This window comes from Azospirillum sp. INR13 (assembly GCF_015390205.1).
Classification (GTDB): domain Bacteria; phylum Pseudomonadota; class Alphaproteobacteria; order Azospirillales; family Azospirillaceae; genus Azospirillum.
The window spans coordinates 42845-57510 of the sequence record NZ_VUOI01000028.1 but is presented as its reverse complement, the minus strand read 5'-3'; the positions used below and the strand labels follow the sequence as shown (position 1 = coordinate 57510).

12 protein-coding genes and 1 pseudogene are annotated in these 14666 nt (G+C 68.5%); 10 read left to right on the top strand and 3 right to left on the bottom strand.

Going from position 1 to position 14666, the window contains the following annotated elements:
* The 6 genes and pseudogenes from F1643_RS17680 to uxuA all read left to right on the top strand — a co-directional run.
* Positions 1 to 401 (top strand): annotated as a pseudogene (locus F1643_RS17680) (mannitol dehydrogenase family protein); the annotation flags it as partial.
* 128 nt (positions 402 to 529) lie between these two features.
* Positions 530 to 1546, top strand: coding sequence for an alcohol dehydrogenase catalytic domain-containing protein (locus tag F1643_RS17675; protein WP_370540677.1), 1017 nt, complete (start codon positions 530 to 532; stop codon positions 1544 to 1546).
* Entirely contained in the window at positions 1543 to 2568 is a 1026-nt protein-coding gene (locus F1643_RS17670; protein WP_194914533.1) for a TRAP transporter substrate-binding protein, read from the top strand. Before F1643_RS17675 ends, F1643_RS17670 begins: the two co-directional genes overlap by 4 nt.
* Before the next feature lie 105 nt (positions 2569 to 2673).
* Positions 2674 to 3177: a TRAP transporter small permease gene (locus F1643_RS17665; protein WP_194914532.1), complete on the top strand. Its 504-nt coding sequence runs from the start codon at positions 2674 to 2676 to the stop codon at positions 3175 to 3177.
* Positions 3177 to 4451, top strand: a complete 1275-nt coding sequence (locus F1643_RS17660) for a TRAP transporter large permease (protein ID WP_206692544.1) — start codon at positions 3177 to 3179, stop codon at positions 4449 to 4451. Before F1643_RS17665 ends, F1643_RS17660 begins: the two co-directional genes overlap by 1 nt.
* A gap of 45 nt (positions 4452 to 4496) precedes the next feature.
* Positions 4497 to 5693 (top strand): mannonate dehydratase, encoded by a 1197-nt coding sequence (uxuA, locus tag F1643_RS17655; protein ID WP_194914531.1) that lies wholly within the window; start codon positions 4497 to 4499, stop codon positions 5691 to 5693.
* Between the two features lie 16 nt (positions 5694 to 5709).
* Here uxuA and F1643_RS17650 read toward each other — a convergent pair whose 3' ends face one another.
* The gene (locus F1643_RS17650; protein WP_370540676.1) at positions 5710 to 7221 is read right to left on the bottom strand and encodes a sigma-54 interaction domain-containing protein; all 1512 of its coding nucleotides are present in this window, start codon (positions 7219 to 7221) and stop codon (positions 5710 to 5712) included.
* 156 nt (positions 7222 to 7377) lie between these two features.
* Between F1643_RS17650 and F1643_RS17645 the strand changes: the two genes are divergently transcribed.
* The 3 genes from F1643_RS17645 to F1643_RS17635 all read left to right on the top strand — a co-directional run bounded on the left by F1643_RS17645 (position 7378) and on the right by F1643_RS17635 (position 11193).
* On the top strand, positions 7378 to 9294 hold the full coding sequence (locus tag F1643_RS17645) for a histidine kinase N-terminal 7TM domain-containing protein (RefSeq protein WP_255542964.1): 1917 nt from the start codon (positions 7378 to 7380) through the stop codon (positions 9292 to 9294).
* A gap of 79 nt (positions 9295 to 9373) precedes the next feature.
* Complete coding sequence (locus F1643_RS17640; protein WP_194914530.1) at positions 9374 to 9913, top strand: TRAP transporter small permease; 540 nt, start codon at positions 9374 to 9376, stop codon at positions 9911 to 9913.
* Positions 9910 to 11193, top strand: coding sequence for a TRAP transporter large permease (locus F1643_RS17635; RefSeq protein ID WP_194914529.1), 1284 nt, complete (start codon positions 9910 to 9912; stop codon positions 11191 to 11193). Before F1643_RS17640 ends, F1643_RS17635 begins: the two co-directional genes overlap by 4 nt.
* Here F1643_RS17635 and F1643_RS17630 read toward each other — a convergent pair.
* A complete protein-coding gene (locus F1643_RS17630; RefSeq protein ID WP_194914528.1) occupies positions 11190 to 11456 on the bottom strand; it encodes a hypothetical protein in 267 nt (88 codons plus the stop codon). The two genes, F1643_RS17635 and F1643_RS17630, sit on opposite strands and share 4 nt — an antisense overlap.
* Positions 11453 to 13060 carry a nitric oxide reductase transcriptional regulator NorR gene (norR, locus tag F1643_RS17625; RefSeq protein WP_194914527.1) on the bottom strand — a complete coding sequence of 536 codons (1608 nt, stop codon included), beginning with the start codon at positions 13058 to 13060 and terminating at the stop codon, positions 11453 to 11455. The genes F1643_RS17630 and norR overlap by 4 nt, the downstream gene beginning before the upstream one ends.
* Positions 13061 to 13197: 137 nt before the next feature.
* On the opposite strand from norR, the gene hmpA reads away from it, so the two are divergent.
* Positions 13198 to 14373, top strand: coding sequence for an NO-inducible flavohemoprotein (gene hmpA, locus F1643_RS17620; protein ID WP_194914526.1), 1176 nt, complete (start codon positions 13198 to 13200; stop codon positions 14371 to 14373).
* Positions 14374 to 14666: the final 293 nt, after the last annotated feature.

Genomic DNA, 14666 nt, shown 5'->3' with positions numbered 1-14666 from the left:
GCTTCCGCAATCCGGCGCTGCGCCACCGCACCTGGCAGATCGCCATGGACGGCACGCAGAAGCTGCCGCAGCGCCTGCTGAATCCGATCCGCGAGCGGTTGGCCGCCGATCAGCCCATCGACCGGCTGGTCCTGGCCGTGGCCGCCTGGATGCGCTACGTGGCGGGCAACGACGAGAAGGGCCAGCGCATCGACGTGCGCGATCCGCTGGCCTTCCGCTTGGCGGAGATCGCGGCAACTGCCGCCGGCGATTCCGACCAGCTGGCCGGGGCGCTGTTCGGCCTGACCGCGGTGTTCGGCGACGACCTGCCGCGCGACCCGCGCTTCACCGGACCGGTCACCGCCGCGCTCAAACGCCTGTTCGCCGAGGGTGCGCGCGCCGTTGTTGCCGCCACCGCCTGACCCGCTCTTTCAAGCGCATCACCTTCCTTAGGGAGTGTTCCCGTGGTTGCCCTGATCGTCGAAAAGCCGCATGTGCTGGCCCTTCGCCCGAAAACGCCCCGGCTGCCTGGCCGGTCAAGGCCGGCCAGGTGCTGGTCCGCGTCCAGCGCGCCGGGATCTGCGGGTCGGACCTGCACATCTACCACGGTTCCAACCCCTTCGCGGTCTATCCCCGCGTGATCGGACACGAGTTCGCCGGCACGGTCGAGGCGGTCGGCGACGGCGTGGGCAACGTCGCGGCCGGCGACCATGTGGTGGTCGATCCGGTGGTGTCCTGCGGCCGCTGCTATGCCTGCCGGGCCGGGCGCAGCAATGTCTGCGCCAATCTGGAGGTGTTCGGCGTCCACCGCGACGGCGGCTTCCGCAACCATGTCGTGGTGCCGGCGTCCAATGCGGTGAAGGTTCGCTCCGATCTGCCCATCTCCATCGCCGCCCTGGCGGAACCGCTGTCCATCGCCGCCAACGTGCTGTCGCGCACGGGCATCGCGGCCGACGACACGGTTCTGGTCTATGGCGCCGGCACGGTCGGGCTGACGGTGGTGCAGGTCGCCAAGCTGCACGGCGCCCGCTGCATCGTCGCCGACCTCGACGACAAGCGGCTGGAGCGTGCGAAGGAGTTCGGTGCGGACGTCGTCCTCAACTCCTCGCGCGTGTCGGTTCCCGATGCGGTGCGCGACGAGAATGACGGGCTCGGCCCCACGGTGGTGATCGACGGCGCCGGCGTCCCGGCCCTGCTGGAGGAGGCCTGCCGCCTTGCAAGCCCGGCCCGCACGCATCGGCCTGCTGGGCTTCTCCCCCGGTCCCTGCAACATCAGCCAGCAGGAGATCGTGAAGAAGGAGCTGACTCTGGTCGGCTCTCGCCTGAACCGATGCCTGCTGCCGCAGGTGATCGAGTGGCTGGAGAGCGGCAAGCTGCAGCCGGCGGCGATGATCACCCAGGTCTTCCCGATCGCCGACGCGGCGAGCGCCTTCTCCCTGATCGAGACCGACCCGTCCAGCACGATCAAGGTGCAGCTCGACTTCGAAAGCTGATCGACGGCCAAAGGGCATCCATCAGCAAACAATGGCGGACTGGATCCGCCCATAACGGAGGGACACCAGGATGAACAGCAAGACCCCGATCTCGCGCCGCACGCTGGCCAAGAGCATCGGCCTCGGCGCCGGCATCGCCGCCGGTGCGACGTTGCTGGGCGGCATCGCCGCGCCGGCCATCGTCCGCGCCCAGGCCAAGACGACCCTGAAGCTCGGCCACCTCGCCAACGAGGAGAATGTCTGGCACAAGGCCTCGCTGGTCTTCGCCGAAGAAGTTGCCAAGCGCACGAACGGCGCGGTCGAGGTCAAGGTGTTCCCCAACGAGCAGCTCGGCAAGGAAACCGACCTGATCAAGGGCATCCAGCTCGGCACCATCGACTTCACCATCACCGGCGAGTCGCTGCAGAACTGGGCGCCGGCCGCGGCATTGCTGGCGGTCCCCTACGGCATCCGCGACCTCGACCATCTCGACAAGGTCGTCACCGGCGAACCGGGCCGCAAGATCGCGGAATCCATCGAGCAGAAGACCCAGCTGGTCCCGCTGACCTACTTCGCCCGCGGCCCGCGCAACCTGACCAGCAAGCGCCCGATCAAGTCGCCGGACGAGCTGAACGGCCTGAAGATGCGCGTGCCGAACGTGCCGCTGTTCGTGTCGTTCTGGCAGGGGCTGGGCGCCAAGCCGACGCCGATGGCCTTCTCGGAAGTGTTCACCGGCCTGCAGAACGACACCATCGAGGCGCAGGAGAACCCGCTGGCCCTCATCAAGTCGGCCAGCTTCTACGAGGTCCAGAAATACGTGAACCAGACGGAGCACGTCATCAGCTGGATCTATCTGGTCGGCGGCTCGAAGAGGATGGGCCGCCTGCCGGCGGAGCAGCGCACAGCCATCATGGAAGCCGCCAAGGCCGCCCAGGCCGCCGAACGCAAGCTGTTCATCGAGGACGAGGCCAAGCTGGCCGCCGACCTGAAGGCCAAGGGCATGGAGTTCGTCACGGTCGACAAGGCCGCCTTCGCAGAGAAGGGCCGCGCCGCCGTGGTCGCCGCCCTGTCGCCGGAGATCAAGCCGATCTACGACGAAATCCTCGCGGTGAAGTGAGGGGGACCTGAAGCCCCCTGCCCAACCGATACAGGATCCCCTCTCCCCGGGGGGGAGAGGGGGATCTCCTCGGGTGCGCTCCCCCCAACCGCAAGAGCCCTTCAGATGCGCACAGCCTTTGCCGCCGCGGTGTCGGCCGTATCCGCCCTTTGCCGTTGGGGAACCCTGGCGGCAATCGGCGTCCTCATCATCGTCGTGACGATCCAGGTGCTGGGCCGCGTTCCCGGCTTTCCCTCCCCGGCCTGGACGGAGGAGGTGGCACGCTTCGCGCTGGTCCATCTCGTCGCCTTCTCCTGCGGTCTGGCGCTGCTGCGCGGCGAGTTGGTGAACGTGGACATGTTCATCCTGCTGCTGCCCAAGCCGGCACAGTGGGCGGTCGCCCGGCTGGTCGACGTGGCGATCCTGGTCTTCGCCGTCGCCATAATCCCCGGCGCCTGGGACTACGTCGTCGGCAGCCTGGGCGAGCGGGCGCGCTCCATCAACGTCCCGATGATCTGGGTCTATGTCGTAACGCTGATCATCCCGGTCTCGCTCGCCTTCTTCTCCATCGCCCGCCTTGCCGGGTTCGGACGCGACTCCGCGCCGCCCAGCCATGGGGAAACCGCCTGATGGTCACCGCACTGTTCCTCACCTTCGCCGTCCTGCTGATCCTGGGCGCGCCGGTCGGCATCGCGCTGGGCGGCGCCTCGGCGGTCTATCTGGTCGGCAGCGACATCGATCTCGCCGTGGTTCCGCAGTTCATGTATGCGGGCATGGACAGCTTCGTGCTGCTCTGCATCCCCGGCTTCGTGCTGGCCGGCAACCTGATGAACGGCGGCGGCATCACCGACCAGATCGTTCTGTTCAGCAACCGGCTGGTCGGCCACATCCGTGGCGGTCTCGGCCTTGCCAACGTCACGGGATCGATGGTCTTCGCCGGCATCTCCGGCACCGCGGTGGCGGAAACGGCGTCCATCGGGTCGGTGATGATCCCGGCGATGCGCAAGTCCGGCTACGACGCGCCCTTCGCCGCCGCGGTGACCGCCGCCGCCTCCACCGTCGGGCCGATCATCCCGCCCAGCGTGCCGATGATCATCGTCGGCACTTTGACCGGCCTGTCGGTCGGCAAGATGTTCATGGCCGGCGCGATTCCGGGCCTGCTGCTGGGCGTCGGCATGATGCTGACGGTCTGGATCCTGGCCCGCGTCCGCAATTATCCGAGGGAGCCGTGGCAGGGCTTCGGCGCCCTGCTGCGGGCCAGCCGCGGCGCCTTTTGGGCGCTGCTGATGACGGCGATCATCCTGTTCGGCATCGTCGGCGGCTATTTCACCCCGACCGAGGCCTCCATCGTCGCGGCGCTCTACGCCTTCGTCATCGGGTTGTTCGTCTACAAGGGCTTCACCCTGCGCCAGCTGCCGGCGATCCTGCTGGAAAGCGCCATCGGGTCGGGTGGGCTGATCCTGCTGGTGGGCCTCGCCAACGTCTTCGGCTGGATCCTGACCAGTGAACAGATCCCGCAGGCCATCGCCGCCGCGATGCTGGCGCTGACCACCAACAAGTACCTGATCATCCTGATGATCAACATCCTGCTGCTGTTCGTCGGCACCTTCATGGAGACGATCGCGGCGCTGATCATCCTGTTCCCGCCGCTGCTGGCGGTGGCGACCCAGGTCGGCATCGACCCGATCCATTTCGCCACCTTCGCCGTGCTGAACCTGATGATCGGCCTGACCACTCCGCCGGTCGGCGTCTGCCTGTTCGTCGCGGCGAACATCGCGAAGATCTCGCTGGGCGCGATCACCAAGGCGATCTGGCCCTTCCTGCTCTGCAACATCCTGATCCTGCTGCTGGTGTCCTATGTGCCGGCGCTGTCGCTCTGGCTGCCGAGCCTGCTTTTCCGCTGATTTTCCAAATTCCAAAGCCCCCCTCTTTCCAAGGAGTTCGAAGCCATGGAACAATCCTGGCGCTGGTTCGGCCCCGAAGACGCCATCAAGCTGAACCACATCCGCCAAGCCGGCGCCACCGGCGTGGTCACCGCCCTGCACCACATTCCCTATGGCGTCGTCTGGTCGGTCGAGGAGATCCAGAAGCGCAAGGCGATGATCGAGTCCGACGAGGAACTCGGCCTCAGCTGGACCGTCACCGAAAGCCTGCCGGTGCACGAGGCGATCAAGATCGGCGAAGGCGACCTGACGGAGCTGTTCGACAACTACCGCCAGTCGATGCGCAACCTCGCCGCCTGCGGCGTGACCACCATCTGCTACAACTTCATGCCGGTGCTCGACTGGACCCGGACGGAGCTGGCCGCGGCGCTGCCCGGCGGCGGCACCTCGCTGCGCTTCAACGCCCATGAGCACGCCGCCTTCGACGTCTACATGCTGGAGCGTCCGGGTGCGGAGGACGATCATTCCCCGGAGGTGATGGCCAAGGCGAAGGAGTGGTTCGACCGCTCTTCCGAAAGCGACCGGGCGAAGCTGCTGTCGAACATCATGGCCGGACTGCCGGGCGCCTATGACCGCTACGACATCCCCGGTCTGCGCAAGATGATCGCGCGCTTCAACGGCATGAGCGCCGACGGCCTGCGCGAGACGCTGGCCCGCTTCCTGCGCGAGGTGATCCCGACGGCGGAGGAGGTCGGCATCCGCATGGCGATCCATCCGGACGACCCGCCCCGCCCGCTGTTCGGCCTGCCCCGCATCGTCAGCACCGAGGACGACCTCGCCCACCTCATCGATGCGGTGAAGTCACCCAACAACGGCCTGACCTTCTGCACCGGCTCGCTCGGCGCCGGCCAGACCAACGACGTGCCGGCGATGGCCAAGCGCTTCGTCGAGGACATCCACTTCGTCCACCTGCGCAACGTCGCCAAGGAGCCGGACGGGTCGTTCGAGGAGGCCGACCATCTCGGCGGCGACGTCGACATGGTGTCGGTCGTCACCACCCTGCTGGAGGAGCAGAAGCGCCGCCAGGACGCCGGCAACGACAACTGGCGCCTGCCCTTCCGCCCCGACCATGGCCACGAACTGCTGGATGACATCGGCAAGCCGACTCACCCCGGCTACCCGATGATCGGCCGCCTGCGCGGTCTGGCCGAAATCCGCGGCGTGATGACCGCGGTCGCGGCGATGAAGCAGCTGCCGGTGTGAGGACGTCGCGCCGGCCTCACCCGCCGGCGCGCATCCCCAGCCGGGCGAGCTTCTTGTAGAAGGCGGCGCGGGAAATGCCGAGCGCCCGTGCCGCTTCCGCCGCCTTGCCACCCTGGGCGGCGAGCGCGCGGCCAAGCAGCCCGCGTTCGAACTCGTCGAACGCTTCGTCGTATCCCGGCAGGGGCTGCGGCTCCGCACGCACGGCCGGCGGAACCGTGACGGGGAGCGCCGCCGGTTCAACGTACCCCAAATCCGGCAGCGCCTCCGCAAGGTCGGCGGCGGTCAGGCGGCGGTTGTCGGTCAGCAGACAGGCCCGCTCCAGCACGTTGCGCAGCTCGCGCACATTGCCGGGCCAGCGGTGGCGGCCCAGCGCCTCCACCGCCTCCGGGGTCAGGCCCCGCAGGGGGAGCCCGGTGCGGGCGGCGATCTCCTGCAGGATGGATTCGGCGATGGCTTCCAGCCCGCCGCCCATCTCCGCCAGGGCCGGCAGGCGGATCGGCAGCACGTTCAGCCGGTAATAGAGGTCGGAGCGGAAACGGCCGTCGCGGATCCGCTGCTCCAGATCGACGTTCGTCGCCGCGATCACCCGCACATCGACCTTCACCGGCCGGTCGGAGCCGAGCGGTTCGATCTCCTGCTCCTGCAATGCCCGCAGCAGCTTGGCCTGGAGGCCGAGCGGCATGTCGCCGATCTCGTCCAGGAACAGGGTGCCGCCGTTGGCGGTCTTGAAGCGGCCTTCCCGCCCGCGGCGGTCGAGCCCGGTATAGGCGCCGGGCACCGCGCCGAAGAACTCCGCCTCCAGCAGCGTTTCCGGGATCGCCGCCACGTTGACGCCGACGAAGGACCGGCCGCTGCGGGCCGACAGGCCATGGATGGCCTGGGCGATCAGCTCCTTGCCGGTGCCGGTCTCGCCCAGCAGCAGGATCGGCGCATCGGTGCGGGCGGCGAGACGGGCCTTGCGCTTGACCTCCAGGCACACGGGACTGTCGCCGACATAGCTCTGCAGCGTGTAGCGCGGCTGCCGCCCCTCGTCGAGCCGGCGCTTGGTCGCCGCCAGTTCCGCCTCCAGCCGCGACAGCTCGGCCAGCAGGGGCTTCAGCCGGTGCAGGCTGTCATAGAGGACGAATCCGACGGCGCCGATCACCGCGCCGTCGTCGTCGGTCAGGGGAAAGCGCGTCACCACCAGCCGTTGCGTGCCGAACAGCATCAGGTCGAGCAGGATCGGCTGGCCGGTCGCCAGGACCTGGCGCATCTGCGAATGGGGGATGATCTCCTCCACCTCGCGGCCGATGGCCTCGGCAGGGTCGGCGATGCCCAGCATGCGGGCGTATTTGGCGTTGATCCACACCACGCGGGCGTCGCGGTCGACCGCCACGGTGCCTTCGGACTGGGTTTCCAGCGCCTCGAACAGCGATGGGATGGCGCGGCGGTGCAGCAGGGCGGCACCGCCTTCGAAGGCATCCCCGTCGAAGGGACGGGCGTCCAGCCCATCGCCTGAAAACCTGTCGCTGTCCGTTCCGTGCGTCACCCCGGCCGCTCCCCTGTGCCCGTCCGTGCCATCCCCCGTGTTATCGGGACCGGACGCCGAATCCGCAATGGCGGAACGGGCCGGCGGCCATCTCCGACCATGGTGCCGCACCCCCTTGCGGAGTCGCGGCGGGCCGGTCCATGCTGCGCCCGCGCCATGGCCCGAACCCGTCGCGGCCGGGCAGCAGCCGTCCACCGGAGCCGTCTTGCCCTTGCCGTCCGCCCCGCCATGCTGAGCCTGCCCGCCACCCTACTTCTGGCCGCGGTGCTGGCGACCCTGTGGACGGCGTGGCGCAGCTGGGTCCTGCCGCCCTTTCCCGGCCGGTTCGATTTCATGGCGATGCAGCTGTCGGCCTCCTGGTGGGCGACGGCCGCCGCCATCGAGACCATCGTCCAGGCACCGGCGGACAAGCTGTTCTGGGCCGAGATGGCTTGGCTCGGCATCGTCTGCACCCCCAGCTTCTGGGCGCTGTTCCTGTGGTCCTACACGCGGGAGGAGCTGCCGTCGCGCTGGCGGCTGGTGCCGGCCGTGGTGGGGACGGCGACCTGGGCGGCGGCGCTGGCCAACGACAGCCACCGGCTGATGTACACCACGGTCCACCCCGTCAGCGACGCGCCGGGTGCCGCACTGGTCTACAGCCACGGGCTGCTGTTCTTCGTCGTCACCATCTATCTCTACGCCTTCATGGTGATGAGCATCGTCGTCACCGCCAACGGGGTCCACCGGGCGACGCCGGCTTATCGCACCCATTACGTGGGGTTCCTCGTGGCGATGGCGGTGCCATGGGTGGCGAATGTCGGCTATGTCACCGGCAACCTGACCCTGTTCGACTTCGACCCCACTCCCTTCAGTTTCCTTCTCATGGGCGCGGTCTTCTACTGGCTGATCACCCGCCGGCGCCTGTTCGACCTGCTGCCGGTCGCCCGCGACGCCCTGCTGGACGCGGTGCCGGACCCGGTTCTGGTCCTCGATGCCGACGGCACGGTGGTGGAGGCGAACCCCGCGGCACGTGCGCTGGTACGCGACCGCGAGCCGCTCGGCCGCCGGCTGGGCGAACTGCCCGGCCTGTCCGTCCTGGCGCCCGGTGGCTGCGCCGCTGCTCCGGTTCCGCTGACACTGGAGAGCGACGGCGGCCTGCGCAGCTTCGAGGCGACGCGGGTGCCGCTGACCTCCGGCAGCCGCGGCGGCGGGCGGTCGGGACCGCGCGAGGTCGGCTGTCTGCTTATGCTGCGCGACGTCACCCACCGCCGCCGGGCGGAGGCGCGGCTGGAGGACACCGTCCGCCGCCTGGACCTCGCCCGGCTGGAGGCGGAGGAACGGCTTGTCGCCGAGCAGGAGGCCAAGCGGGCGCTGAAGGGCTTCCTGTCGATGACCGCGCACGAGTTCAAGACGCCGCTCGCCATCATCGACGGCGCCGCCCAGATCCTGCAGCTGGATGCGGAGGTGAAAGTTCCCGGCATGCTGCCGCGGCTGGAAAAGATCCGCCGTGCGGTGCGCCGGCAGGTCAACATCCTGGACACCTGTCTGGCCGACGACCGGCTGAGCGACCCTGCCTTCGCTCTGCGCCGCGATCCGCTGGACCTGCCGGCCCTGCTGCGCGCTGCTGCGGCGGCCCAGGGCGACGCCGCTCCCGGCCGGCGGATCGAGCTTGACCTGAAGGACTGCCCGGCGGGCATGACCGGCGACGGTCCGATGCTGGAGCTGTGCGTCCACAACCTGCTGAACAATGCGCTGAAATACTCGCCGGCCGGCTCACCGGTGCGGCTGCGCGCGTGGATCGATGAGGGGCCGGGCGGGCAGTCGGAACTGGCGCTCTCCGTCGCCGACCAGGGCATCGGCATTCCGGCCGACGAGGTGGAGCGGGTGTTCGACCGCTTTTTCCGTGCCACCAACACGGGGACGGCGGCGGGAAGCGGCGTCGGGCTGAACATGGTCCGCCGCATCGCCGCGCTGCATGGCGGAACGGTGACGGTGGACAGCCGGCTGGGCGAAGGCAGCGTCTTCACGCTGCGCATCCCGCTCCGCGAGGAGGCGCTCTGCGAGGAGGGGATGGCGGACATGCCGGCGGAGTAATCCGCTGGGGAGATCGTTTCTTGCATTGATTGACAGGTGAAGGGAATAATCCCGCTCCCTCCATCTGGACCCTGGCAATATGAGCGATCACGACCCCACCGTCGTCCGGCCGGTGCCGAAACCCCGCGTCCCCCTGGGCATCGAAGAGGTGCTGGTCGCCGTCACCATGGCGGTGGTGGCGCTGATCACCTTCGCCAATGTCGTGGTGCGCTACCTGACCGACGTGTCCTTCGCCTTCACCGAGGAATATTCGATTGCCCTGATGGTGATCCTGACCTTCCTCGGCGCCTCGGCCGCGGTGGTGAAGGACCGCCACATCCGCATCACCTTCATCGTCGACAAGATGTCGCCCGCCAACCGCCGCCGGGCGGAGCAGTTCGCCATGGCCTGCGTGGCGCTGATGTATGGGTTGCTGGTGGTCTACGGCGCCTGGACGACATGGGACGACTACCGGTTCGAAGTGACGTCGCCGGCGCTGGGGCTGCCGCAGTGGATCTACACGATCTGGCTGCCGGTGCTGTCGCTGGTGGTGCTGGCCCGCACGGTGGGCCGGATGATCCGCATCCACAAGGGCACCGAGCCGATGGAAACCGGCCATATCCCGGAGGGGGAACCGTGATCACCACCCTGCTATTCGGTTCCTTCCTGGTCATGATGGTGCTGGGCGTGCCGATCGCCGCCGCCCTGGGGCTGGCCGGCACCGCCGCCATCGCCTTCGCCCATCTCGGCGTCATTTCGGTCCCGACCAGCGTCTATACCGGCATCGCCAAGTATCCGCTGCTGACCATCCCGATGTTCGTGCTGGCCGGCACCATCTTCGACCGGTCGGGGGTGGCGCAGAAGCTGGTGCGCTTCGCCACCGCCATCGTCGGCCAGGGCAAGGGCGCACTGGCGGTCATCGCGGTGGTGGTGGCGATGATGATGGGCGGCATTTCCGGTTCGGGGCCTGCCATCGCCGCCGCGGTCTGCGGCGTGATGGCGCCCAGCATGATCCGCGCCGGCTATCCCCGCCCCTACATCGCCAGCGTCATCGCGGCGGCGGCGGCCACCGATATCCTCATCCCGCCGTCGGTGGCGCTGATCATCTACAGCGTGCTTGTGCCCGCCGCCCCGACCACCTCGATGTTCGCGGCCGGCATCATTCCCGGCACGCTGGCCGGCCTTGCCCTGATCGTTCCGGTCTATTGGCTGGCCCGGAAGCATAATCTGGGGTCCAAGCTGTCGCACGAGCCGCGCCCGCCCTTCTGGCGCAGCCTGTGGGATGCCGCGCTCGGCCTGTTCGCCAAGGTCATCATCCTGGGCGGCCTGCGCTTCGGCATCTTCACCCCGACCGAGGCGGCGGTGATCGCGGTGGCTTACGGCCTGCTGCTGGGCATGGTGGTCTACCGCACCATCCGCTTCCGCGACCTCTATTCCATGCTGGTCGATGCGGCGGAGATCTCCGCCATTATCCTGACCGTGATCGCGCTGGCCAGCGTGTTCGGCTGGGCGCTCAGCACCCTGTCGGTGATCGACCCCATCGCCGATGCCATCATCCATTCCGGCCTCGGCGAATATGGCGTGCTGGCGCTGCTGGTGGTGATGCTGACCGTCATCGGCACCTTCCTGGACGGCATTTCGATCTTCATCATCCTGCTGCCGCTGCTGATCCCCATCGCCCAGGCCTACAACTGGGACCTGACTTGGTTCGGCGTCATCCTGACCCTGATGATCGCCGTCGGCCAGTTCACCCCGCCGATGGCGGTCAACCTGATGGTCGCCTGCCGGATGACCGGTTGCAGGATGGAAGACACGGTGCGCTGGGTACTGTGGCCCCTCTTCACCCTGCTGCTGGTGGTGGTCGCGGTGATCGTCTGGCCGGATCTGGCGCTGTGGATGCCGCGGCAGATGGGGTTCTAAAGAGCGCGGGCGATGTCGCGGCTGGTCAGATGCAGGCTGGCCGCGGTGTCATAGCCACGCCGGGCGATCTTATCGGCCGCCGCGGCCTCGAACGCCGCGCGATGGGCGGCGGCATGGGCGAGGCAGTACTCCGGCGTCGGCTCCCGCATGTCGAGCAGGGCGCGGAAGGCCAGACGGTGGACGGCGCACCAGCCGCCATGCCCCGCCGGCCGGAAGACCAGCGCGTCGATGTCGTTTCGCCAGGACAGCCCCTCCGCGGTCATTCGCGCAGACCCAGCCGCTTGGCGAGGCGGAACAGGTTGCTGCGGTCAAGCCCGAGCGACCCGGCCGCCTTCGCCCAGTTTCCGCCGTGGTGGCTCAGCTGGTCTTGAATCATTCGCCGCTGAAGCTTCTCGACTGCATCCCGCAATGGGAGATTCTCCGCCGGCGAATCGGCCGGCAGATCGGCCGCCGAATCCGGCAGGCGGGGCAGAGGCATGGCCGCCATCGGCGCCGCGATCCCCTCCCCCACCTCTTCCAAACCGAGATCGGCCGGGGTCAGGGTCAGCACGCCGCCATCCGGCGGGCGGGCGGCGCGGGCGCGGATGGCGCCGCGGCCGATGGCATGTTCCAGTTCCCGCACGTTCCCCGGCCAGGGGTAGGACAACATGCGCCGCTCCGCCGCCGCCGACAGGCGCAGGTTCCGCAGGCCCAGCCGCGCCCGGTTGCGCTCCAGGAACAGCCCGGCCAGCCGCAGGATGTCGGTGCCGCGGTCGCGCAACGGCGGCACCCGCAACGGATAGACGCTGAGCCGGTGGTAAACGTCGGCGCGGAAGCGTCCCTCCCGCACCTCCGCCGCCAGATCGCGGTTGGTGGCGGCGATCACCCGTACGTTCACGGTGATGTGGCGGTCGGAGCCGACGCGCTGGATCTCTCCGTTCTGCAGAACCCGCAGCATCTTCGCCTGTGCCGCAAGCGGCAGCTCGCCGACCTCGTCGAGGAACAGGGTGCCGCCGCCGGCCAATTCGAACTTGCCGCGCCGGTCGCTCACCGCACCGGAGAAGGCTCCGCGCACATGGCCGAACAGTTCGCTTTCCACCAGCGCGTCCGGCAGCGCCGCACAGTTCACATGAACCAGCGGGCCGGCCGCACGGCTGGAGCGGGCGTGCAGGCGGCGGGCCACCAGTTCCTTGCCCACCCCGGTCTCCCCCAGCACCAGGACGACGAGGTCGCTCGCCGCCACCGTGTCGATTTCCGTCAGCAGGTCCGCCATCGGCGGGCTGGTGCCGACCGTGCCGGATTGGAGGTCCGCCGGCGGATCGTCGATCTCCCCAATCGCCGGGTTGCCGCCATTTGTGAGAGCCGCGCGCCGTTCCACCGCGGCGGCGAGGTCGGCGGCCAGCCGCGCCCAGGCTGCGATCGCCCCCTCCCGGCCGTCGAAGCGTCCTTCGTTCAGCGCATCCAGGGTCAGCATGCCCCATGGACGGCCATCCACGTTCAGCGGCGCTCCGACGCAGTCATGAACATGCAGCCGCTGCTTCAGGTCGGGGATCAGCCCGTCATAGGGGTCGGGAAGCTCGCAGTCGGGGGGAAAGCGCAACGGCCCGCCCACCGCCTCGGCGATTGCCCGCAGTCGGGGATGTTCGTCCAGCGCGAAGCGCCGGCCAAGCGTGTCCGGGCTGAGCCCGCGCGTGGCGAGCGGGACCAGCAATGCATCGCTTGAGCGACCGTCATGGCGCAACAGCGCACAGGCATCGCAGGGCAGGTGCCGCGCCATCAGATCCAGCAGCAGCGGCCACAGCCGCTCAGGATCGTCCAGCATGCGCAGCAGCGCACCGGCCTCATCGAGCGTGAGAGTTGTTGTCGGAATGACTGCGCCGTTGTCCATCCGACATCATAGCCGGCGTGGTCGGTTTGACAACAGAGCCATCGTACGAGGCGGGTTTCCGCCCTGCGTCGCTTTGGCACAGGGATTGCCAATCAGTTGCGACATCGTGACGCGCAAATAAAGGATTGTTCACTCTCATGCTGACGCCTGCCCAGATCGCCGTCATCAAGGCCACCGCTCCCGTCGTCGCCGCCAACGCCAACCGGATCACCGGCACCTTCTATCCCCTGATGTTCGAGCGCTTCCCCGAAGTACGCGCCGTCTTCAACCAGAGCCACCAGCGCAGCAGCGCCCAGCCGGAGGCGCTGGCCAACGCCATCATCGCCTATGCCTCCAACATAGACCGGCTGGAGGTTCTGGGTCCGGCGGTCGAAGGCATCGTGCAGAAGCACGTTTCGCTGAACATCACGCCCGACCAGTACAAGATCGTCGGCACCTGCCTGATGGAAGCCATCGGCAAGGTCCTGGGCGATGCGGTGACGGCGGAGGTCGCCGATGCCTGGGGTGCGGCCTACTGGCAACTCGCCGACCTGCTGATCGCGGCGGAGGAGAAGGAGTATGCCCGGAAGGCGGCGCTGACCGGCGGCTGGCGCGGTGCGCGCCGCTTCCGGATCGTGGAGAAGACGCCGGAAAGCGCCGTCATCACCTCCTTCCGGCTCGCGCCGGTGGATGGCGGGCGGGTGATGGATTTCCAGCCCGGCCAGTATCTCGGCCTGCGGCTGGCCGTCGACGGCGAGACCGTCCACCGCAACTACAGCCTGTCGGCCTCGCCCAACGGCCGCGATTACCGCATTTCGGTGAAGCGGGAGCCGCAGGGTGTGGTCTCCGGCTTCCTGCATGACCGCGCGCAGGTCGGCGACGAGATCGACGTCTACCCGCCGGCCGGCGAATTCGTGCTGCGCGAGGGGACCGGCCCGCTGCTGCTGATCACCGGCGGCGTCGGCCAGACCCCCGCGTTGCCGCTGGCCGAACAGGCACTGGCGGCCGGCCGCAAGGTGATCTACGTGCATGCGGCGCTCAATGGCTCGGTCCACGCCTTCCGCGAGCAGATCGACCGTCTGGCCGAACTGCACGACACCCTGAAGCCGGTCTACTGCTATGCCGATCCGCAGCCGGGCGACCGGCCGCACATGGTTGGCCTGCTCGACCAGGACCGCTTGGGCGGCCTGCTGCCGAAGGATGCAGGGGTTGCCGCCTACGTCGTCGGCCCGAAGCCCTTCATGGCGGCGGTGGTGAAGGCGCTGACCGCGCTGGGTCTTCCGGAGTCGGCGATCGTCCACGAGTTCTTCGGCCCCCGGGAAGCTCTCGCCTGAAGCTCTCGCCTGACGGGCGGCACCTGATCATTGCCGCCACTCTGGGCCGCCACTCTGGGCCGCCACTCTGGCGGGCCGGTCCTTCCACCTTGGGCCGGCCCGTCCTTGTCTTCGCCCCGCGGATGTCACGCCCGCGCCCGGCCGTTGTGAGTAAAACTGTTATATCACTACGATAACGCGACTATCCGACAGCCATGCGCCACCCCAAGCGGCATGCATGAGCCATTGGCGCGCCCATTCGCTGAAATCGCTCTATGACCACGACGAACCGCCATCGCGCCGCAGCAACTTTC